20 protein-coding genes and 1 pseudogene are annotated in these 21912 nt (G+C 63.0%); 7 read left to right on the forward strand and 14 right to left on the reverse strand.

The window, feature by feature from the left end; all coding sequences use genetic code 11:
* Positions 1–77 precede the first annotated feature (77 nt).
* Together RVAN_RS11075 and RVAN_RS11080 are read right to left on the reverse strand one after the other, a co-directional pair.
* Positions 78–1013 (reverse strand): LysR family transcriptional regulator, encoded by a 936-nt coding sequence (locus RVAN_RS11075; RefSeq protein WP_013419806.1) that lies wholly within the window; start codon positions 1011–1013, stop codon positions 78–80.
* A 124-nt stretch (positions 1014–1137) separates the two neighbouring features.
* Complete coding sequence (locus tag RVAN_RS11080; protein ID WP_013419807.1) at positions 1138–1311, reverse strand: CsbD family protein; 174 nt, start codon at positions 1309–1311, stop codon at positions 1138–1140.
* Between the two features lie 121 nt (positions 1312–1432).
* Between RVAN_RS11080 and RVAN_RS11085 the strand changes: the two genes are divergently transcribed.
* Positions 1433–1960 carry an isochorismatase family protein gene (locus RVAN_RS11085; protein ID WP_041789010.1) on the forward strand — a complete coding sequence of 176 codons (528 nt, stop codon included), beginning with the start codon at positions 1433–1435 and terminating at the stop codon, positions 1958–1960.
* 25 nt (positions 1961–1985) lie between these two features.
* Here RVAN_RS11085 and RVAN_RS11090 read toward each other — a convergent pair whose 3' ends face one another.
* The 5 genes from RVAN_RS11090 to folK form a co-directional block, all read right to left on the reverse strand.
* A complete protein-coding gene (locus RVAN_RS11090) occupies positions 1986–3404 on the reverse strand; it encodes a mannose-1-phosphate guanylyltransferase/mannose-6-phosphate isomerase (RefSeq protein WP_155942429.1) in 1419 nt (472 codons plus the stop codon).
* A 129-nt stretch (positions 3405–3533) separates the two neighbouring features.
* A complete protein-coding gene (locus tag RVAN_RS11095) occupies positions 3534–3887 on the reverse strand; it encodes a hypothetical protein (RefSeq protein ID WP_245257977.1) in 354 nt (117 codons plus the stop codon).
* Between the two features lie 31 nt (positions 3888–3918).
* Positions 3919–7065: an efflux RND transporter permease subunit gene (locus RVAN_RS11100; RefSeq protein ID WP_013419811.1), complete on the reverse strand. Its 3147-nt coding sequence runs from the start codon at positions 7063–7065 to the stop codon at positions 3919–3921.
* The gene (locus tag RVAN_RS11105) at positions 7062–8291 is read right to left on the reverse strand and encodes an efflux RND transporter periplasmic adaptor subunit (protein ID WP_013419812.1); all 1230 of its coding nucleotides are present in this window, start codon (positions 8289–8291) and stop codon (positions 7062–7064) included. The genes RVAN_RS11100 and RVAN_RS11105 overlap by 4 nt, the downstream gene beginning before the upstream one ends.
* 145 nt (positions 8292–8436) lie before the next feature.
* The gene (folK, locus tag RVAN_RS21175) at positions 8437–9087 is read right to left on the reverse strand and encodes a 2-amino-4-hydroxy-6-hydroxymethyldihydropteridine diphosphokinase (RefSeq protein ID WP_013419813.1); all 651 of its coding nucleotides are present in this window, start codon (positions 9085–9087) and stop codon (positions 8437–8439) included.
* An 85-nt stretch (positions 9088–9172) separates the two neighbouring features.
* Between folK and RVAN_RS11115 the strand changes: the two genes are divergently transcribed.
* The 3 genes from RVAN_RS11115 (at position 9173) to RVAN_RS11125 (ending at position 10937) form a co-directional block, all read left to right on the forward strand.
* Positions 9173–9805 (forward strand): NYN domain-containing protein, encoded by a 633-nt coding sequence (locus RVAN_RS11115; RefSeq protein WP_013419814.1) that lies wholly within the window; start codon positions 9173–9175, stop codon positions 9803–9805.
* 66 nt (positions 9806–9871) lie between these two features.
* A complete protein-coding gene (locus tag RVAN_RS11120; RefSeq protein ID WP_013419815.1) occupies positions 9872–10552 on the forward strand; it encodes a uracil-DNA glycosylase in 681 nt (226 codons plus the stop codon).
* Entirely contained in the window at positions 10530–10937 is a 408-nt protein-coding gene (locus RVAN_RS11125) for a DUF3775 domain-containing protein (RefSeq protein ID WP_013419816.1), read from the forward strand. Before RVAN_RS11120 ends, RVAN_RS11125 begins: the two co-directional genes overlap by 23 nt.
* Before the next feature lie 9 nt (positions 10938–10946).
* Here RVAN_RS11125 and RVAN_RS11130 read toward each other — a convergent pair.
* From RVAN_RS11130 to hemC, 5 genes and pseudogenes are all read right to left on the reverse strand, one after another.
* Positions 10947–12019: pseudogene (locus tag RVAN_RS11130) on the reverse strand (IS630 family transposase).
* Between the two features lie 265 nt (positions 12020–12284).
* The gene (locus RVAN_RS11135) at positions 12285–13859 is read right to left on the reverse strand and encodes a heme biosynthesis protein HemY (protein WP_013419817.1); all 1575 of its coding nucleotides are present in this window, start codon (positions 13857–13859) and stop codon (positions 12285–12287) included.
* 46 nt (positions 13860–13905) lie between these two features.
* On the reverse strand, positions 13906–15015 hold the full coding sequence (locus RVAN_RS11140; protein WP_013419818.1) for a COG4223 family protein: 1110 nt from the start codon (positions 15013–15015) through the stop codon (positions 13906–13908).
* Between the two features lie 77 nt (positions 15016–15092).
* Entirely contained in the window at positions 15093–15800 is a 708-nt protein-coding gene (locus RVAN_RS11145) for a uroporphyrinogen-III synthase (protein ID WP_013419819.1), read from the reverse strand.
* A gap of 75 nt (positions 15801–15875) precedes the next feature.
* Entirely contained in the window at positions 15876–16817 is a 942-nt protein-coding gene (gene hemC, locus RVAN_RS11150; RefSeq protein WP_013419820.1) for a hydroxymethylbilane synthase, read from the reverse strand.
* Between the two features lie 183 nt (positions 16818–17000).
* Between hemC and tsaD the strand changes: the two genes are divergently transcribed.
* Complete coding sequence (gene tsaD / locus RVAN_RS11155) at positions 17001–18071, forward strand: tRNA (adenosine(37)-N6)-threonylcarbamoyltransferase complex transferase subunit TsaD (protein ID WP_041787499.1); 1071 nt, start codon at positions 17001–17003, stop codon at positions 18069–18071.
* Positions 18072–18185: 114 nt separating this feature from the next.
* A complete protein-coding gene (locus RVAN_RS11160) occupies positions 18186–19226 on the forward strand; it encodes an NAD(P)H-dependent glycerol-3-phosphate dehydrogenase (protein WP_013419822.1) in 1041 nt (346 codons plus the stop codon).
* A gap of 118 nt (positions 19227–19344) precedes the next feature.
* Here RVAN_RS11160 and RVAN_RS19035 read toward each other — a convergent pair whose 3' ends face one another.
* A complete protein-coding gene (locus RVAN_RS19035; protein WP_013419823.1) occupies positions 19345–19893 on the reverse strand; it encodes a PRC-barrel domain-containing protein in 549 nt (182 codons plus the stop codon).
* A 456-nt stretch (positions 19894–20349) separates the two neighbouring features.
* On the reverse strand, positions 20350–20838 hold the full coding sequence (locus tag RVAN_RS11170) for a methyltransferase family protein (protein WP_013419824.1): 489 nt from the start codon (positions 20836–20838) through the stop codon (positions 20350–20352).
* A gap of 27 nt (positions 20839–20865) precedes the next feature.
* On the opposite strand from RVAN_RS11170, the gene cobT reads away from it, so the two are divergent.
* Complete coding sequence (gene cobT, locus RVAN_RS11175) at positions 20866–21912, forward strand: nicotinate-nucleotide--dimethylbenzimidazole phosphoribosyltransferase (protein WP_013419825.1); 1047 nt, start codon at positions 20866–20868, stop codon at positions 21910–21912.

The following is a 21912-nucleotide window of genomic DNA, read 5'->3' on the forward strand; positions in this document are numbered from 1 at the left end:
TGTGATGGTATATCGTTACATCATGATTGAATGCGCCGGAAAATGATAGGGCCACCGAAGGCCCTATCTCCCGCAAACTATTCGGCCGCCTCGGCCATGGCCCGGTGTTCGTCCGCAGGCTGACCGAGTGATGCCGCGAGAAATTCCGCAAAGAGCCGCACGGCCGGGCGCATCGACTGCGCGCCGAGCGCTACGCAGGCTATTTCCGCTTTCGGCACAATGTCGCGAATGGGTTTCACGACGACCTTGCCGCCATCGTACGAGGTGCTGGACGATGGCGTGGCGACATGAACCGAATATCCGTGCCCGCGCGCGACAAGCCCACGCATAACCTCGAACGTCGCAATGCGCTGGCGCACGATCGGCGACACGCCCACGGCATCGAAAACTCGCATGATGTAGCCGGCGATGAGCTGATCGCCGAAGAAGATCATCGGATCGTCCTTCAGGTCGTGCAGGCTGACATCCGGCGCTTTCGCAAGCCGATGATCGGGTGGCAGGCAGACGACGAACGGCAGCTTCATCAAAACGGTGGTATCGAGGGTCGATGGCACGGCGTAATTGAAAGTGAAGCCGAGTTCGACGCGCCCGTTGACGACATCCGCGAGTAGCCGCTCCTGATCGCCCTCGGCAAGCCGAAGCTGGATGAGCGGATAGCGCTTCGAAAAGTCGGTCATGATCGCGGGCATGTAGCACGCGGCCAGCGTCGGGAAGCAGCCGACAGTGACTTCGCCTCGCTCGGTATCGCCGAGCGATTCCGCGGATTTCGAGAATTCGTCGGCGTGCTTGAGGAGCAGGCGAGCTTCCGCGATGAGCTTTTGGCCCGCCGGGGTCAGCGTGACGCCTTTCGCGTGATGGCGCACGAAGATGGCGATGCCGAGCATCTGCTCCAGCTCCGCGATTGCGGCGGAAACGGACGGCTGGGACACCTGAAGCTTGCGTGCGGCTTCAGTGACGTTCCCGCTGTCGGCGGCGGCGGTGACATACCGCAAAAGTCTGAGTGAAATATTCATACGAAGGGATTAACCCAAACCACGCCTTATAGGCCACAAAAGAAAATTTAATATCCCGGGAAATTTGCACACGAAGCCAAAACCCCCGCTTGTGGGCGGGGGTTTTACAAGTAATGCGGGAAATCTACTTACCGCGGATGCTGTCTTTCACGCCACCGAAAGTATTTTGAACCTTGCCTTCGGTCTTGTCAGCCTTACCTTCCGCTTCCGTCTTCGTGTCTCCGGTGACTTTGCCAACCGTTTCCTTGACGGATCCCTTCGCCTGCTTGGCACTGCCCTCTACGCGGTCCTTATCCATTTTGCACTCCTTTGACTATCTTCTGGGAGGAGAACCCTCCGGCAGGCAAAGAGTTCAATGGACGAACGCGATGGGCGGCGCGAAACTCGGAATCCCCGTCGAGCAAATTCGGAATCGTCCCATGCCCACACTTGCCCCGGAAAACAGCCTGCTCCTCGCCATCGATTTTCAGCCGCGCCTGATGGCGGTGATCGAGGACGCCGCCACCGTCGTCGGCCACGCGAAGAAGTTGCGGGCGGCGGCATCCCTTCTCGGCGTGCCGACCCTCTTCACCGAGCAATATGCAAAGGGCCTCGGCACTACGGTGGAAGACCTGGCCCCAATGGAGGCGTTCCAGAAAATGACGTTCGACGCTTGCGGCACTCCCGGATTTCTCGACCGCCTGGGCGAAGGGAAAGACATCGTGGTGGCTGGCTGTGAAGCGCACATTTGCGTTTTGCAAACCGTGCTGAGCCTTCTCGACGCGGGCCGGCGCATCTTCGTTGTTCGCGATGCGATTGGATCGCGGCGCGCGGAGAGCAAGGAAACCGCCGTCCGTCGCATGGAGCGACACGGCGCGGAGATCGTCACGGTCGAGATGGTCGTTTTCGAATGGCTGCAGACGGCGGAAAACGCCCGTTTTCGCGAGGCGGCCGCGTTGATCAAGTGACGGCTCGCGAATTGCGGTTTACGCCTCAAACGCGGGCGTAGACATCCTCCAGCCGCACGATGTCATCTTCGCCGAGATAGGGGCCGGACTGCACCTCGATCAACGTCAGCGGAATGAGCCCGGGATTTTCCAGCCGGTGCGTCGAGCCGAGCGGCACATAGATCGACTGGTTTTCCGAGAGAAGCTTGGTTTCGCCGTCGATGGTGACGCGCGCGGTGCCCTTGACGACGATCCAGTGTTCGGATCGGTGATGATGCCGCTGGAGCGAAAGCGCCGCGCCCGGCTCGACTGTAATCTGCTTCACTTGATAGCGGTCGGAGTGATGTAGCGTTTCGTAGTTGCCCCACGGGCGATGCACCGTGGTGTGCTGCTCGGCCTCGTTCCGGCGCGTAGCGGCTAGCTGCTGCACCACCTCTTTCACGGTGCCGCTCTCGGTGCGCCTCGCGACGAGTGTCGCGTCCTTCGTGGATATGACGACGATATCTTCCACGCCCGAGACGGCGACAAGGCCGCTTTCCGCGCGCACATAGCAGCGGCTCGCGTCGCGCAAGAGTACGTCGCCGCGCGTCGCGTTTTCGCGCTCGTCCTTCTCCGCCGCATCATAAAGCGCGTCCCACGTGCCGACGTCGCTCCACCCGGCGTCGAGGGGCACAAGCGCCGCTTTCTCGGTCTTCTCCATGACAGCGTAGTCGATGGAATCGGCGGGGCATTCGCGGAAACTGTCGGCGAGGCGGATGAAATTCATCGGATCGGCAGTCGCGTTCTGCACTGCGTCGAGGGTCGCCGCGACCATGGCGGGTTCGAAGCGCGCCAGTTCGTCGAGATAGGCCCGCGCCCCGAACAGAAAGATGCCCGAGTTCCAGAAATAGAGGTCTTCCGCGCAGAAACGCTCGGCGGTGGCGCGGTCGGGCTTTTCGACGAAACGATCGACTTTCAGCACCGCTCCGGCTTGATCCGCCGGACCGGCGGTCTTCACATAGCCGTAGCCGGTTTCAGGCTTCGTCGGCTTGATGCCGAAGGTGACGAGACGACCGTTCTGCGCCGCACCGCGACCAGCTTCCACGGCGGCGAGAAACGCGCGCGGGTTCTCGATATGATGGTCCGACGGCATGACGAGAATCAGCGCGTCGGGGCCACCCCGTTCCAGCGCGAGATGCGCCGCGACCGCCGCCGCTGGCGCGGTTGAGCGGCCTTCCGGTTCGAGCACGATGCCCTGACACGCCAGCTTCGCGGTCCGAAAGGCGGCCACTACGCCGAAGCGGTTCTCTTCGTTGGTTATGACGAAGGGCGGCATGAATGCGCCAGAGGCGGGCACCCGTCGCGCCGCGTCAACCAGCAGCGGCTCGGCGCTGACGAGAGCATGAAATTGCTTCGGATGCTTCGAGCGCGAAAGCGGCCAAAGCCTCGAACCCGACCCGCCCGCGAGAATGACTGGAATGATCATCCAAAGCCCCATGCAAAAAGTAAGTCTCTTCTCTTTGCGACTTCGAGGCGAAGGTCATGTCCTAAATATGACGCGGGCACAATCGGTTGCGAAGAAGGAAGGCAAGGGGTGCCTTCCTTCCGCTGGAAATCAGCAGCCGTGAATGGCCATGCAGCGGCGGAAACGAGGGCCGAATCCCCAGCGGGCGCGACATTCGCGAATCCACGCGCGGCAGCGACCGTACTGTACGGTTTGCACCATGGTATTTTCGTAAGCTGCGGCAGGAATCTTCGGAGCTTCGGCAGCGCCCGCAGCGGAGGAAAGGGCGGCGGCGGCGCCAAAAAGCGCAAAGCCGAAAGCGGCATAAGCAAGCGTCTTCATGATCTGTCTTTTCCTATAAATCCTCCCTCGGCGCAAAAACCGTGCCTCGCTTTCGTGACAGGAAAAGGACAAGCCTGCGCCTTTCTCTCGAAATGCCGAAAAATTGAATCCGTTTCGATTCAACAGGCGGCTGCGGAGAAAAGCGGCATCCGGCTCATTCGGTCGGAACCAGCGGTTTGACCGATGGCAGCATCGGCGCGGCGGCGGCTTGCCGATGCGATTCCTCGTCGTCGGGTTCGTCGCGCGGGCCGGCGAGCCATCCGAACAGCCTCAGAAACAGTCGGCTCGCGTCGTCCATCACCATGAAGAACGCGGGCACGAACAGGAGCGATAGCAACGTCGAGACGAGCAGGCCGCCGATCACGGCAATCGCCATCGGCGAACGGAACTCGCCGCCTGCGCCGAACGCCAGCGCGCTCGGAAACATGCCGCCCGCCATCGCGATGGTCGTCATCACGATGGGCCGCGCGCGCTTTCGCCCGGCGTCGATGATCGCGACGCCGCGAGGCACGCCGCGCCGCAATTCCACGATGGCGAAATCCACGAGCATGATCGCGTTTTTCGTCACGATGCCCATCAGCATGAGGAAACCGATGAAGACGGGCAGGCTGATCGGCCGATCCGTCAGCAGCAGCGCGAAAATCGCGCCGCCGATGCAGAGCGGCAGCGATAGCAGGATCGCGACCGGCTGAAGGAAGCTGCCGAACAGGATCACAAGCACGCTGAATACCATCATCACGCCCGCGCCCATGGCGTAGCCGAAGCTCGAAAACGTCTCCGTCATCACTTCGACGTCGCCGGATTCGCGCAAGACAACGCCCGGCGGCAGGGCCTTCGCGGCGGGAAGCTGGTACACGGCGGCGAGTGCCTGACCCAGCGCGTCGGTGCCGACGAGATCTGCGCCGATGGCGACGCGGCGCAACCGGTCATACCGCTCGATGGACGACGGGCCCTTGCCGAGCTTCACCTCAGCCACGGTAATGAGCGGCACGGTGTCGCCGCGCGCCGTCTTCACCTTGAGGTTCTGCAAAAGCTGAAGGTTCGTGCGCGCCTGCTCATCGAGCTGCACGCGGATCGGCACTTGCCGGTTCGGCGCATTGAACTTGGCGAGGTTCTGATCCACGTCGCCGAGCGTGGCGATGCGGACGACTTCGGACAGGGCCTCCGTCGAAACGCCGAGTTCGGCCGCGATCACGGCGCGGGGGATGATGAGGATTTCCGGGCGGTCGAGTGCTGCGCCGTTCACCGCATTCGCGAGCCACGGCACGGTGCGCATCTCGCTCGTGAGTTTTGCGGCGGTCTCGCTCACCTTGTCGTTGTCGGTGCCGGTCACTTCGATGGTGAAACTGCGCTGCCCGTTTTCAGCCATCACCCAGGAGCGAACGTCGGGGATCTCCTTCAACTCGGCGCTGATAAGCTGCTCAAGTTCGCGCTGGGTAATGGCACGCTCGGCGCGGGGTGTGTATTGGACCGTGAGCGTCGCCTTGCGCACCTCGGCCGAGCCGCCGGTCGGGCCGAGAATGCGGCCGCCGTCGATGAACACCGACACTACTTCGGGTCTGCGCTTTATGATGGCTTCGGCCCGGCTCGTGATGATTTCCGTATCGCCGAGGCGAGAGCCGGGCGGCAGTTCGATCGCGAAGATCGAGCGGTTCGTGTCTTCGGCCGGAAGGAAGCCCGATGGCAGCAGCGACACGCTCGCGATGGAGGCGGCGAACACCACGAAACCCAGCATCAGCGTGCGGTAATAGTGGCGGACGGTCCAGCCGATCACGCGCGTATAAGTGCGCATGATTAAGCCGTCGCGAGGGTCTTCATGCGCCTTCGGGCGAAGGAAGTAGGCCGCGATCATAGGCGTGAGGAGGCGCGCGACGAACAGCGAGAACAGAACGGCGGCGGCGACCGTCAGCCCGAACTGGCGGAAATACTGGCCCGCGATGCCCCCCATGAAACTCACCGGTGCGAACACGGCGACGATGGTGAGCGTGATCGCGATCACCGCGAGACCGATCTCGTCGGCCGCTTCCAGCGCCGCGCGATAGGGCGATTTTCCCATGCGGATGTGCCGCACGATGTTTTCGATCTCGACGATGGCATCGTCGACGAGGATGCCCGTCACGAGCGTGATCGCAAGCAGCGACACCATGTTGAGCGAGAAGCCCAGCATCTCCATCGCCCAGAATGTGGGAAAGACCGAGAGCGGCAGTGCGATGGCGGCAATGAGGGTGGCCCGCCAATCGCGCAGGAAAAGGAAGACGACCAGCACCGCGAGCGCCGCGCCTTCGAGCAGCGTATGCATCGCGGATTCGTAATTGCCGAGCGTGAAATCGACCGTCGAGTCGATCTTCTCGAACGCCACGTCCGGGTGCGCCGCAGCGAGTGTGGCAAGTGCGGCGGCCACGCGCTCCGCGACCACGATATCGCTTTCGCCCTTCGCGCGCACGACGGTGAAGGCGACGACATCGCGCCCGTTCAGCGTCGCGAACGTCCGCCGCTCCTCGGTGGCGTCGCTCACGGTGCCGAGTTGATCGAGGCGCACCTTGCGGCCGCCAGGCAGCGTGACGGAGGTCGCGGCGAGGTGCTCGACCGTCGTTGCGCTCGCCAGCGCGCGGATGGATTGTTCCGCGCCGCCGAGCCAGCCGCGCCCGCCCGCGAGATCGGTATTCGTCGCGTGAAGCTGCGCGTTAACCTCGCCCGCCGAAATGCCAAGCGCGATGAGCCGATCCGGGTCGAGCGAAACGCGGATCTCGCGCTTCACGCCGCCAACGCGGGACACTTGCGCCACGCCGCGCACGCCTTGCAGCTTCCGCGCGGCCGTGTCGTCTATGAACCACGACAGTTCTTCGAGCGTCATCGACGGCGCCGACGCGGCATAGGTGACGATGGGCAGGCCCTCAATGTCGAGCCGTTGGGTGATCGGTTCGTTGATGGTGCGCGGCAATTCCTGGCGCACCTTCGACACGGCATCCTTCACGTCGTTGACAGCGCGGTCCGTGTCGGTGCCGAGCTGGAATTCAATGGTCGTGACGGAGGAACCGTCCGTAATCGAGGACGTGACGTGCTTGACGCCCGTGACGCTGGCGACGGTGTCCTCGACGCGCTTCGTCACCTGCGATTCAAGTTCGACCGGCGCCGCACCCGATTGCGTGATGGTGACGGTGACGATGGGAATGTCGATGTTCGGAAAGCGCGTAACGCCGAGGCTGAAGAACGAGATAAGCCCGAGCGTCATCAGCACGAGGAACAGCACGAGCGACGGGATGGGCTTGCGGATCGCCCAGGCGGAGACGTTCGTGCTCATTTCGCGATCCCCGGCGACGGCGCCGTGGCGGCTGTTTGTGTTTCGACGAAGTGGGGCGTGATCTCGTCGCCGTCGCGCAACAGCGATGCCGCGCGCATGACGACCACCTCACCCTCGGCAAGCCCTTCCCGAATTTCGATGCTGTCGCCCGAAAGAAGGCCGGGTTTTACGGCGCGCTCGCGCACCTTGCTGTCTACGACGACGAGCAACGTCGCGCTGTCGTTCTTGTAAAGCACCGCCGTCGCGGGAACGCCGACCGCGTCGCGCTTGCCCGCGCTGATGAGCGCCTGCGCAAAGGTGCCGATGCGCAGGTCCGGCGTAGTGCCGAGCGAGATGCGAACGCGGCCGAGGCGGGTTGTCGGGCTCACCTCCTGCGAGACGAGCCGCAATTGCCCCTCGCGCGCGCCGAGCCCCTCGATCTCGATCCGCGCGCGCTGGCCAGCCCTCAGCTTCGCCATATGAAACTCCGGCACCTCCGCGTCGAGTTCCACCTCGCCGCCCTTAATGACCCGAAACAGCGGGTCGCCTGCCGCCGACGACACGGAGCCAACGCGGGCGGTGCGGCGGCTTACGATGCCAGCGGCGGGCGAGCGGATATCGGTTCGCGCGAGCTTCACGTCGAGTTCGCGACGCTGCGCACGGATCAGAAGCTGCTCGGCGTCGGCGAGTTTCAACCCTTCGCGCTGGGCTGCGAGCCGCGCCCGCGCCGTGCGGAAAGCCGCGTCCCGTTCGTCGAAGGCGGCTTGACTGACGGTGCCCGTTTCGCGCAGCGGCTTGACACGGTTGAACGAGTCCTCGGCCTGCTTCAGCGTGGCTTCGCTTTCCACGATCTGATTTTTCACCTGCTCTATGACAGCCTGAGTTTTCGCGAACGACGCAGCGTTCTGCGCGATCTGCGCTTCGAGGATGTCGCGCGACAGGCGCGCCAGAACCTGCCCCTCGGCGATGGTGTCGCCTTCCTCGGCGAGAAGCTCCGTAAGTCGCAGTCCATCGATCTCCGGGCCGACCAGCACCTCCTCGCGAGCGACCAGAGACCCCGTCACCAGCAACTTATCCACAAAAGATATTGTCCGCGCGTCGGCGACCGTCACCACCGGAGGCTTTGCCTTTCGAGGGCCGTCATCGGCAGAAGCGCCGCCACCTGCGGCCAGCGCTAGAAAAGTGACGATGAGCAGCCTCGCGAGGGAGCTGCGTCCGAAAAAATCGAGCGCCATGGCGGAAGACATTTTTTTTCCAATGATCGTTGCACGGCTCGGAATGACAGCGAGCCGCGGCATCGCGTTCGTCGCCCTTTTTCATCCGCTGCGAGCAAATGATGCTGACCATAAGAGCGCACGCCATTTGCCGATAAAGCAGAAAATCGGAGCCTCTTTAAGCTTCAGTTCGAGGCGATGTTATGTCCTTGGAGTAGCGACGACTATTCATCTCCACGAGAAGCCCGTCGACGTCAAGGATCGCGCCGGTGTCGCGAACGGTCGGGCGCGCGAGCAACGCCGCCGCCGTAAGCCCGAGCACCGGGTGGTGCCAGCGCGGCGCAACGTCCATGAGAGGGCGGAGGACGAACGCTCGTTCATGAGCGCGCGGATGGGGAAGGGTGAGCTTCGCATCCCTTACAGGGTGGCCCCGCAGCCAGTTGCGCACGAGGCTCTTATAGCTTACGATGTCGAGATCGAGTGGGCGCGGAGCCCATCGGTGATCGGCGTGATGATGCTTGACGGTGAGAAATCGCCCCGCTTGCGCCTCAATCCGCTTCAAAACTCGTAACAGTGCGTCCGCAGGCATTGACGAGTTGACGGATGCGACGGCATTTACAAAGTCGGGCTGTTCTACCTCGCTATGCGCCTTCGTCCGATAGAGTCTCGACGTTTTTTCGATTTCGACGCCGCATGAAGCCAGTTCCCGGACCGCCCTCTGGAGAGTCTCCTCGGGCGATCCCCAAGGCCCAGGCAGGTTGGACCCGAGTGCAATGAAAATCCCGTTTTGCAACAAAATGCCTTGATTTGCACTCATATATCGAGCCATCAATGTTTCTTTCGCCTGTTGGGGGAATGGTAGCCCTTAGAAACTACTTAGAATGCAACAAGACATTCGCAGCCAAGGTAACCGGATGAATTTCTATACGACCGAGCGAATTGCTCTCTTCATAGACGGGGCGAACCTCTATGCCACGGCTAAGGCTTTGGGCTTCGATATAGATTATAAGCGACTTTTAAATCTTTTCCGCAACAAAGGCGTATTGCTGCGAGCGCTGTATTACACCGCTCTGGCAGAGGAACAGGAATATTCTTCCATTCGTCCTTTGATCGATTGGCTCGACTATAACGGCTACTCGATGGTTACCAAGCCCACGAAGGAATTCACCGATGCCTCCGGGCGCCGGAAGATCAAGGGCAACATGGACATCGAACTCGCTGTCGACGCCATGGAACTGTCGGAACACCTCGACCACATCATTCTTTTCTCGGGCGACGGAGATTTCCGCACGCTCGTGGAAGCGCTCCAGCACAAGGGCAAACGCGTGAGTGTCGTCTCGACGCTGACGACACAGCCGCCCATGGTTGCGGACGAGCTTCGTCGGCAGGCGGATCAGTTCATCGATCTCGCGGACCTTCAGAAGGACATCTGCCGCACCCAGCGAGGCGAAAATGGCCGCGAATATCAAGCGCACATCCATGAGCAACGGCATCATGAGCGCATGAACGCGGCGACTCTGCGCGATACTCCGGTGGATGCGGACTAGCGACAGGCAGCAGGGGCGTGACTCAAGTCGCCCTGCCCCTCAGCCCCGCTTGCGCCGCGCGACAAGATGGCGAGCGAACCACAGCCCGATTGCCTCTTTTGCCCGAGGCTCGCAGACTTCCGCCGCGATAACAGAGCCGATCACCCCGATTGGTTCAACGCTCCGGTTCCGTCCTTCGGTTTCCCCGATGCTCCACTCCTGATTGTGGGTCTCGCGCCCGGTCTTCGAGGCGCGAACCGCACCGGTCGTCCATTCACGGGTGACTACGCCGGGGTTTTGCTCTACGAGACGCTGCTCGACTTCGGCTTCGCGTCCGGCACGTACGATCAGCGCGCCGACGATGGACTGTCGTTGCGCGCCTGCCGAATCACGAACACTGTTCGATGCGTGCCACCCGAGAACAAGCCCACGCCTGCAGAAGCGGCGGCCTGCCGGGGATTCCTCTCGGCAACGATTCGCGAGATGCCGCACCTGCGCGCGATCCTGGCGCTCGGCCGCATCGCCTTCGACGGGACGTTACGCGCGCTCGATCTCAAAGTTTCGCAGTACAAGTTCGCTCATGGCGCCGCCCACGATCTCGACGGCGGACGTAAACTTTTCGGCAGTTATCATTGTTCACGGTATAACACGAACACCGGCCGCTTAACGGCGGAAATGTTCAGGGATATCTTTAAGCAAATCGCGGTCTATCTTGAGAGCACCGCAAAAGAACAGAGCCAAGGCAATGCTGGAAGTCACCACCGATAAGGTTGCGCACGTCATTCTCCGCGCTCGCGAACTCGACGTGAAAACCGCTGCATGGGACGACGACGCAGATAGCGACGACGCGACGAGCGATGCGATCCTCGAAGATCGCCCCGACGACGCGACGCGGCAGGAACTCAGGGAATTCCTCGACAGCCTCAACGAGGACGAGCAGGCGAGCCTGATAGCGCTGGCCTGGATCGGACGCGGCACCTATGCGCCGGGCGAACTCGACGAGGCGATCGCGACAGCCAAGACGGAACACGGGAATAACCCGGTAGATTATCTGTTCGGCCTGCCGCTTCTGCCGGATTACCTTGAGGACGCACTCGACCAACTTGGCTATTCGGTTGAAGAAGCCGAAGAAGGCATCGTCCGCCGGACCTAGTGCACTGACTCATTCAGAAGGTGCAGATTGAGGCGGTTGAGCTTGTCGAAGATTTCATCGGCGGTTTTGGTCCAGACGAAGGGTTTTGCGTTCCGGTTGTGATCGGCGATGTAGCGCTTGATGGCGTCTTCGAGGTCGGCGACGGATTTGAAGACGCCACGACGGATGCGCCGCCGGGTAATGGCGGAGAAGAAGTTTTCGACCGCGTTCAGCCAGGACGCCGAGGTCGGCGTGAAGTGAAAAACCCACCTCGGATGATCCGCCAGCCAGGCGTCCACCTTGGGATGCTTGTGGGTTCCGTAGTTGTCCAGAATGACGTGGATGATCTTGCCGGCTGGGACCTTGCGCTCCACGGCGTTGAGGAATTTGATGAACTCCTGATGGCGGTGGCGCTTCATGCAGCGGCCGAGCACGGTTCCATCCAGCACGTTGAGTGCGGCGAACAGCGTGGTGGTTCCGTTGCGCTTGTAATCGTGGGTCATGGTCGCGCATTTGCCGGGCTTCAACGGCAGGCCCGGTTGAGTGCGGTCGAGCGCCTGGATCTGGCTCTTCTCGTCGATGGACAGGACCACGGCATGGCAGGGCGGGCTCATGTAGAGGCCCACCACATCCTCGACCTTTTCGGCGAAGGCGGGATCGTTCGACTTCTTGAACGTGCGCAAGCGGTGCGGCTGAAGGCGGTGGGCTCCCCAGATGCGCTGCACCGTGCGCAAGCTGACGCCCGCCGCCTTGGCGACAGCGCGTCCGGTCCAATGCGTGGCGTTTCCGGGGGGCTCGGAACACGGCAGCGCCAGCACTTTCGCGACGCTCTTCGCTGACAAAGGCGGCTTGCCTGGCTTGCGGGTCTGGTCGCGCAACAGCCCGTCCACCCCTTTTTCGGCGTAGCGCCGCTGCCAACGCCATACGGCTGGCCGGCTGACGCCGCTTAAGCGGGCGACGTCGAAAACGGAACGGCGCTCAGCAGAATGAAGCACGATCTTTGCCCGCTGCGCGTGCTTCTGCGGGCTGTTGCGGTCCCCGATGACCGCCGCCAAACGTGAGCGGTCTTCGGACGAGAGAAGGATGCAGACGGTTTGAGCCATGCCTGAAGCATGCCTTGCTTCGTCTGCTTTGTGAATCCTATGTTTGCGTCAGTGCACTAGCGTCGTCTCGTAATTCAGGGGCGGCACGCCGCTGGCTAGGTCTGGTGGTCGACGCAACAGCACCGTGAGCGCGCGAGCGCCCGCACAGACCTCCTCGCGAAGGCCGTCGGCCTCGACGTTCGCTGCGGGAGGTCACGGCCAGTCACCTCGAGACGGGGCTTGTAACGCCCCCGCGCCGGGTGCCAGCAACGATCACCTCTCCTGTTTAGCGGCGACGGAAGCGGTCGACCGGCGTCGTAACCTCTTCGGCTTCCACGGTCGTTTCTGGCGTTGTGACCAGAGCATTCGATGTCGCCGTGTCATTAGCGGGCGTGGGCGGCGTCTTCGCGTCGGAACCGTCTTTGCCGACCGGAGACGCGACCACATCGACCGGCTCGTTCGAACGGCCGGACAAGCCCTTGGTCTTTGCGTAGGAGTCGGGCAACGATTCGCCTTCGAGCGACACCACGTCGAGGGCTGAGATCTCGGCGGCGAAGTCATCGGGGTTCGCTGAGGCGTTGGCGGGCGGCGTCTTCCACTCGAAACTGCCAAGCGCACCGGTGGTCGGCGAAATCGGTTGCCATTCAGCGGAAACGGTTCCGTCCGGAGCAACCCAGACCGGGTCCGGAGCGCCACGCGCCGCCTTCGCGAGCCATTCGCGCGCACGACCCGAATCGCGGTTCTGCCCGGCCTCGATGCGCGCCATCAGGCGGCAAACGCGCGCGGGCGGATTGTTGGCGAGATAGGGTTCGAGCGCAAGCCGCGCCGTCTTCCATTCCTGCGCGTCAATGGCGGAAACCGCAACCGCAACCGCGCCTTCGAGCGTCTGCGAGCCGGCCGCGACGAGCGACTTGACGCGCGCGAGGCGGTCACGGGGCGAGTCGCCGCGCCGTGCGTGGGCAAAGGTCAGCGCGATTTCAGGATGCTGCGTCGAGCGCCATGCCTGCGTGAGTATTTTCGTCGCGCGCGATGTCTGCCCCTGCGTGGTCAGGATGCGGCCCGCAACCACAGCGGCGGGGATCAGCGTCGGCGACAGGTCGAAAGCTTCCGTCGCGTAGGCGAGCGCCTTGCTTGGCTGCGAGTCTTCCAGCTCGATGGCGAGCTGCGTCAGAAGCAGCGAACGGCGCCGGTCGGCTTCGGGCTTGGCGAGGTGACGATGTTCCTTCGCGATCTGAAGGGTTTTCAGCGCGGCCCGCCAGTCGCCCTCGCGGGACTGGATCTCGAACAGCGCACTCGAAGACCACGCCAGCGCAGGATTCGCGGCCAGTGCGCGTTCCGCAAACTGCTTGGCGGCCTCGTTCTGGTTCGCCTTCTTCGCTTCCATGTAAAGACCGCGAAGGCCAAGCTCTGCCATTTCCGGCTTTTCGAGCATGCGCTCGAACGCCTGCCGCGACGCAATCGAATCCTCATTCAACTGTGCCGACTGCGCCTGAAGCAGAAGGGCGAGCGGCTCGTTCGGAACGGTACGTCTCGCGATCGCGTCCGCCTTGAGCGCGGCGGATTTGTCGCCCGCACCCGCTGCGAAAATGCCGCGACGCACGGCTTCCTGGCCGACGCGCTGGCGGCGGCGCTGCATCCTGCCGCGAAATTTCTTCGGGCCGGTCCATGTGAGGAGGCCGAGCCATCCCAGAAGGAACACGATGACAAAGGCCAGCAGCAGAGCTACCGAGCCGATGAAGACGCTCGTCTGGATGTCATAGCCGAGCCACTGGATGGTGACGTTACCCGGCCGGTCCGCGATCCAGGCAAACCCGACGGCGACAAGGACGATGATCACGAAATAGCCGATGAGGCGGGTCATGACTTAGATTCCAAAGTTAGCGAGTTCGCGCTTGGTTGCCGGTTGTTCAGTTCTGGGCGGCCTGGGGCTTCGTCAGGGACGCGATAATCTGCTGATCGGTGTTCTTCACGGCTTCGTCGGCGGCGACGCGGGCTTTCACCTGCTCAAGCCACGCGCCGATTTCGTCCTTCGCCGTAGCGGGGAGCGTGTCGGCGGCCGCAAGGGCACCTGCGGCATTCCCTGCCTTCAGCGCGGACGAAACCCGCCCGAGGATGGCCTCGACCGTATCGCCACCATCGCCGGACGGCTTGACCTGAACCGCGGAGCGCGCACGCGCCATCACCTGGCCCACGACGCTGTCGGGCGACTGCTTCTGATAATGCCGCTGGATCGCCACGCGCGCCGCATCCTCGAAACTCGCCCGCAGCGCGGCGATGGAGGGCACGCCCTTATCCTTGTAAGCGGCAAGTTCCGACACCGGGAGCTTTTCCGGCGACAGGTTTTCGATGGCCGTCAATTCTTCTGCAAAGGGCCGCCCTTCGGCGACCGCGCGCTTGAAGTTGGCGAGTGCAAGCGAAAGTGCTGCGTTGCGGGCGTCGGCGCGCCGTTCGCCAAGGCCGCGTTCAAGGCCCGTGATACGGTCTCCGATGGGCGCGAACTGCTCCGCGACAGCCGCCGCCACGACTTCCTTGCTCGGCTCGATGCCAGGCTTCTGCTCGACGGCTTCGATGCGCTGCGTCACCGATTGCAGGGAGGCCGTCGCGTCCTTGCCGGTCTTCTCAAGCGCATCAAGACGATTGTTGACCTCGGTCAGATCGACGGCCGGAGCCGCCGGAGCCGGGCTCGCTTCCGCCGCCGCGACAGGCCGCGCGCGCACGGCTTCGCCGAGTTGCGCCGTCCGCTGCTGGAGGTCCGCGATTTGCCGACGTGCTTCCGCGTCAGCGCCGCCGCTCGTGTCGGTTGGCACCGTGAAATACACCGCACCAGCGCCGACAAGGCCGCCAATAATGCCCGCCGTCAGCGCCTTTAGAACGCTGCCGCCTCCGCCGCTTGAGGGCTGCGGCGCCTGCTCGATGATCTGCGGCTTCGGCCGGGGCGACGTGTCTGCGCCCGCAGCCGCTGGCTGAGCCTTTTCGCCATCGATGATAGTCGGTCTCGGTTTCTTGTCTTCGGGCATCGTCGGACCAGCCTATTTATCTTTTTTGCAAGCGCCATATTCCACAGGATCGTGGTCGCGGAAGGGCAGGGTTGCGCCTAACGTACAAGGTCGAGAAGAGCCTTGCGATTCGGCCTTTCGGATATGTAAACGCCACGCGGTTCGAGCGTTCGAAGTTGCTGCGCTACGGTTTCCGATATGCAAAAATATGACAGTTTTTTAGCGCATTCAGCCAATCGATGCCTGTGACATAATGAAACGTATATTTCGGCCGTGCGTGGCGAGAGCAACGTCACCCCGTCGAGCGTGCCCCGTTCGATCATGTCGGCGATATCGGGTTTGAACGCCTCGGCGGCTTGCATGACGTAAACCGCCAGCGACCGCGACGGCATGCCGTGGCTGGTCAATTCTCCGACGATGTCGAACGAAAGATGTTCGCCCGCCACATGGACGAAGCGCGTGCCGGGCGCGGCCTGAGCGACAATCGCGGCGGCGAGTTGTTCGCCTGTGTCAGCGACCGCGAGAGGCTTTTGAAGGCCGCAATGTCGGGCGCGTCGCGCTGTAGCGTCACCCACGCAATAGATAGGGAAACGCGCCAAGCCGCCGATTGCGCCCGCCTGTTCCAGCGCGCGCAACGTGTTGCCGCTCGTGACGATGAGCGCGTCCGTATTCTCAAGCTCCGCCGCGTCGAAATCGAGCGCGCGCAGTTCGATGAGCGGCTGGAGCACGGGCTCATGCCCAAGTTCCCGCAATTCGCCCGCAAACGGCGCGGCGTCCTGCTCCGCTCTCGTTACCAGCAAACGCATTCCGCCTCCGCTGTCGCAAAATTCCGGACGAGGTGCGGAAGCCGCGAGGCGGCATTCCGCTGATGCGCGATCATGTCAGGCCGCCGGGGGGAACACATCCTTGCCGCCCCGTGCATAAAGCTCCTGCGCGGCGTCCTTGCCCATGGCGGCTGCGTCGTTCGCGCTGCCCTCGCGGGTGGTTTCGTAGATGCGCGCGCCGTCGGGCGTGAGGATCGCGCCCTTGAACGACACCCTGCCGTGACCGTCATAGCGGGCGAGCGCGGCAATCGGCGTGCGACACGAACCGTCGAGTTCGCTGAGGAAGGCGCGCTCGGCGTCGATGGCGTAGCCGGTCGCCTCGTCATGCAGCGCCATGATGAGCTCGCGCGTCACCTGATCGTTCGAGCGGATCTCGATGCCGATGGCGCCCTGCGCAGGCGCGGGCAGCATATCTTCCACAGGAATATGTTGGGTGATGCGGTCGGAAAGGCCAAGCCTGTTCAGCCCGGCGGAAGCCAGCAGCGTCGCGTCCGCCACGCCGTCTTCGAGCTTCTTGAGGCGCGACTGCACGTTGCCGCGGAAGAGCACCGTCTTCAGGTCCGGGCGCTTGTTCTTGATGAAGGCTTCGCGGCGGACGGAGGCCGTGCCGATGACCGCGCCCTCCGGCATATCTGCAAGCGATTTCGCCTTCATCGAAATGAACGCGTCGCGCACATCCTCGCGGGGGAGGTTGCAAGCGATTTCAAGCCCATCCGGCAGGAAAGCCTGCACGTCCTTCATCGAATGGACGGCGATGTCGATCTGGTCAGCGAACAGCGCCTCTTCAAGTTCCTTGGTGAAAAGCCCCTTGCCGCCAACCAAAGACAAGGCCTTGTCGAGGATTTTATCGCCAGTCGTCTTGATGACGACGCGCTCGAATTTGACCTCGTCGCCATAGATCGCGGCCAGGCGGTTCTGTACTTCCGTAGCTTGCGCCAAAGCCAGCGCACTGCCACGTGTACCGATGCGAATTTGCCTTGCGTCTGAGTGATTTTTCATGGTTGTGTTGACTTAGGTTGTAGGGGTGCGTCCGACTTCTTGAGGGATGCAGAGGATTGGGACACTAAGCATATCGCAGCCGCAAGGTACAGCACTAAAGCAAGACGGAATTAGACACTGATCATGCAGCAACGCGCGAGCACCGGAGCAACTAAGGAGCCGGGGGCGACAAAAGACCGCGAGTTGACAGTGCTGGGAATCGAGACGAGTTGCGATGAAACCGCTGCTGCTATAGTCCGGCGCGACCCTTTCGGCAACGGCACACTTCTCTCGTCTATCATAAGGTCGCAATTCAAAGATCACGAAGCCTATGGCGGCGTCGTGCCGGAAATTGCTGCGCGCGCTCATGTCCAGGTGGTCGACAAGATCGTGGAAGCCGCGCTCAATGAGGCGAAGCTTGACTTCGGCGACCTCGACGGCGTGGCCGCGACAGCCGGGCCCGGTCTTATCGGTGGCGTGCTCGTTGGACTCGTCACGGCGAAGGCCATCGCGCTCGTGCACGACATCCCGCTCGCCGCGGTGAACCATCTCGAAGGCCATGCGCTGACGGTCGGTCTCACGGAAGGGCTTCGGCCGCCATACCTGCTGTTGCTGGTGTCGGGCGGTCATACGGAATTTCTGAAAGTCGGCGGTGCGTTCCAATACGAGAAGCTCGGCGGCACCATCGACGATGCGCTGGGCGAGGCGTTCGACAAGGTCGCCAAGATGCTCGGCCTCGGCTTTCCCGGCGGCCCCGCCGTGGAGCGCACGGCCGCCAGCGGCGATCCGTATCGCTTCGATCTGCCGCGCCCGCTCGCGGGACGCCCCCGCCCCGACTTCTCCTTTTCCGGCCTCAAGACCGCCGTGCGGCAGGTCGCGCTTACGCATGCGCCTGTGTCGCGTCAGGTCGCGGCCGATCTTTGCGCCTCGTTCCAGAAGGCAGCGGGCGACGTGGTGCGCGACAGGTTGCGCGCCGCCATGACAATCTATGAAGCGTCCGGCTTGCCTCGGCGGCTCGTTGTGGCGGGCGGGGTCGCGTCCAACCGCACGCTGCGAACCGCGCTGCTCAAGGAGTGCGAGGCGTCCGAATACACCTTCCACGCGCCGCCGCCGGGGCTTTGCACCGACAATGCGGCAATGATCGCCTGGGCTGGCGCAAACCGGATCGCGGCCGGGCTTGTGGATGGGCTCGACGTTGCGGCCCGCGCGCGCTGGCCGATTTCCGAAGTTTCGGTCCCGGTCGAGACGGTGAAGGAGCTTTCCGCGGCGGAATGACCCTGACCGGGCCTGCGGGTTGCGCGGTCTCCACCGCCTCGCTACCAAAGCCGCCTGAATCGGCATCGCCCGCAGCCGCATGTCGCGGGGCATTTATAGAGAGGCGGCTCGGCCATGGCCACGAACACCCCCGGCGAGACAACGCGATTGCAGCACATAGGGGTCATAGGTGGCGGCGCCTGGGGAACGGCGCTTGCGCAATCCGCCTGCCGCGCGGGGCGCAAGGTCACGCTCTGGGCCTATGAGTTCGAAACGGTCGCCGAAATCAACGATCACCGCACCAACCGCGTCTATCTGCCGGGTGTCGCGCTCGATCCAGGCATTCGCGCGACCGCAAAGGCGAAGGACATCGCGGCGGCTGACGCTCTTCTTTTTGTTGCGCCATCGCAGTTCTCCCGCGCCGTCGCCAGCGAAATCGCGCCGCATCTTCAAAGCGGCACGCCCGTCGTGATCTGCACCAAAGGTGTGGAGCAGGGCACGAATGCGTTCATGAGCGAGGTGGTGCACGAGGTGTTGCCCGGCGCGAAAATCGCCGTCCTCTCCGGCCCGAGCTTCGCGGGTGAGGTGGCGCGCAGTCTGCCCACCGCGCTGACGCTTGCCTGCCCGGACGAGGCGCTCGGCGCGGAGCTGACCGCAGCCCTCGCGCATCGCACCTTCCGCCTTTACTGGACCGACGACGTTACGGCCGCCCAAGTCGGCGGCGCGGTGAAGAACGTGCTGGCGATTGCGGCGGGGATTGTGGAAGGCCGGAAATTCGGCGCTAACGCTCACGCGGCCATGGTCACGCGCGGTTTCGCGGAATTGGTGCGGCTCGGGCGGGCGCTCGGCGGGCGCTTTGAAACGCTGACCGGGCTTTCCGGGCTCGGCGATCTCATCCTCACCGCATCGAGCGTTCAGTCGCGCAACATGTCGCTGGGGTTGGCGCTTGGGCAGGGCCGCCTGTTGTCCGAAATTCTCGGCCAGCGGAAATCCGTCTCCGAGGGCGTGCATTCGGCGGGCGCGGTTGTCGCGCTGGCGGCGAAGCACGGGGTGGAGATGCCGATCTGCGAGGCCGTGCACAGCGTCGTCAAGGGCGAGACGAGCGTCGACGACGCCATCGATGCGCTGTTGTCGCGCCCGTTGCGCGCCGAGGTAGATTTTCCGCCCGCGCAGTGAATCGCGCGCCGCTTCCCTGAACGCGGGTCTCTTCGCCTTTAACAAATCCGGCCGTGACGAGAAATCGCCAACAAAAAAGGAGGCCGAAGCCTCCTTCCTTGCAAATTGTAAACCCGCGTTACTGAGCCTTCGGGGTTTCGGCAGACTTGTTCTCGTTGATCTTCTCGTTGACCTTGTCCTTCGCCTGATCGTAGGCTTGACCGGCCTTCTCCTTCGCCTGCTTCCAGCTTTCGGCCGCCTTCTGGCGCCACTCGGTTACACGCTGATTGAACGCCTGATCGTTCAGCGTCTTGTAAGCCGGAGCGGCCTTAAGCTGCTCCTTCGTGGCGTCGACCGTGAAGACGTGCTTGTTGTCTTTGGTTTCGGATTTGATCGCGTCGAAGGGAACGGCGACTTCCTTCTCGCCGATGCCGAGCACACCGCCGACGCCGATCACTGCAATCGCGATACGGCCGTCCTTGTCGAACACGAGGTTCGCAATCTTGCCGATCTGCTGGTTGTCCTTCGCGAGGACGGGCGTGCCGACGAAGTCCGTGCCGAGCACTTCTTCATTCGTCTGCTGCTCGATGAACGTGACAGGAGCCGTAGCGGCGGGAGCCGTCGTCTGCGCTGCGAGGGGGCTGATAGCAATCATCAAAGCCGTGACAGCCGTGAGTGTGGTTTTCATTCGGGAAACTCCATGTTCGCCGTGCCAAGAAACACGGATGGTAAGACACACGCATATAGGAAAGGTTCCGGTTGGCGGAATGACGCGAAATCATGAATATTTCGAAAGCTTCGGGCTTCCAAATCGACCGGAACTGAACAAAGCTGCAAAAAAACGCCGGAGCTCATTCAACCTCTGCGGGTCGATTCGTCCGTACGATGATGAGTTGCACCGCAACAAGGCCGTTTTCGGGCCGTATCGCGTGCGATTAAGACCGTCCCCCCGCGCTCGTGCTCTGGTGCATTCGTTTGGTCCACCTTGCCGCACGCTCTCAAGCAAACGCATGCGCCTCAAGAGCACTAGCAACCGATTGATTGTAGTGCAGTTTTCTAATTTTGCATCTGATGACGGTTCCGCCAGCGCCTGCATTGGGCGGTCATCCGAAAACGATGTCGTGATGCGGAGAGCCGCACGCTCTCATATCCAGCGGCGCACGCGCTTTCGATAATCGAAGAACTGCGGACCGAATCGCGCGGCAAGATAAGCTTCCTCGCGTTTGACGACGCGTTCCTGCATGTAGAGGAGAAGCGCGGGCGCAAGCAGGATCAACCACAGGTTCCCGAGCGCAAGGCCGAGCCCGACCATGAAGAAAGTGAAGGTCAGATAGATCGGATTGCGCGACACGGAGAAGATGCCGCTTTGCACGAGCGCGGCCGCCTTCTCGCCGGGGAGTATCGCCGTTCTGGCGCGGAACATCTCGCGGGCGGCGAGCACGGCGATGACGAACCCCGCCACCATGAGCGCATTGCCCGCGACGATGCTCGCAACGTCCGGCTCTCCTGCAAGCAGCGGAAAGAAATGCTGAAGCGCGAAGCCCGCCGCGAGGAACAGCAGAAGCACCACCGGCGGCTTCGGAAAGATTGGTGCATTGACCGGCTCGCCGCCCATGTGATCTTTAGTGCTCATCGCTCGCCCTCTTATAACAGTGATCCCATGCATAAAGCTGAACGGTTTCCCTCTGTCACGCCGCTTTCGCGCGACATCGAACCCACTCTTCGCGCGGCCATCGATCAGAAGGCGAAGCCGATCGGCTCGCTCGGCCGCATCGAAACGCTCGCCATCCACGCCGGTCTTATAACGCAATCCTTAAAACCAGATCTGGGTCGCGCGGCGCTTGCGATCTTCGCAGCCGATCATGGCATCGTCGCGGAGGGCGTGACGGCATACCCGGCCGAAATCTCCACGCTCGTCACCGGCATGGCCTGCGACGGCAAGGCGGGCGGCAATATCGCCGCGAAGGGCACGGACGTCGAGGTGTTCGTGATCGACGCCGGGCTGAAAACCCCGCATCCGCCGCATCCGCGGCTCACGTCGCGGCGTATCGGCCCCGGCACGCGCGACTTTCTGCTTGAAGCCGCGATGACCGACGATGAACTCGGCGCGGCGCTTCTCGCAGGCTTCGAGATCGCGCAGGATCTGAAGGCTCAAGGCTTCGGCATGCTGGCGCTCGGCGAGATCGGCATCGGCAACACGAGCTCGGCGGCGCTTGTCGCGCATTGCGTGACGAAGCTGCCGCTGGATATCGTCGTTGGACCGGGCGCAGGCGCGCCGCCAGCGGGGCTGCAACACAAGCGCGACGTGCTCGCGCGCTCCTTCACCCGCGCGCCCGTCGAAACGGGCCTCGATGCGCTGCGTGAGTTCGGTGGCTACGAGATCGCCATGATGGCGGGCGCGATGTTCGGCGCTGCGCATGCGCGGCAGGTCGTGATCGTCGACGGTTTCATCGCCACCGCCGCCGCCTGCGCCGCTGTCGCCATCGACCCGAACTTGCGCGATTATCTGCTGTTCTCGCACCAGTCGGCCGAGCCGGGCCACATCGCGCTGATGCAATGGCTGAACGCGGAGCCGTTCTTCAGCTTCGGCATGCGGCTTGGCGAGGGCACGGGCGCGGTGCTCGTCGTGCCGATGCTTCGCATGGCGCAGGCGATGCTCGACACCATGGCCGATCTGCCGGGACCGCACCCGACGCACACCAAATAA

The organism is Rhodomicrobium vannielii ATCC 17100, from assembly GCF_000166055.1.
In the GTDB taxonomy this organism is placed as follows: domain Bacteria; phylum Pseudomonadota; class Alphaproteobacteria; order Rhizobiales; family Rhodomicrobiaceae; genus Rhodomicrobium; species Rhodomicrobium vannielii.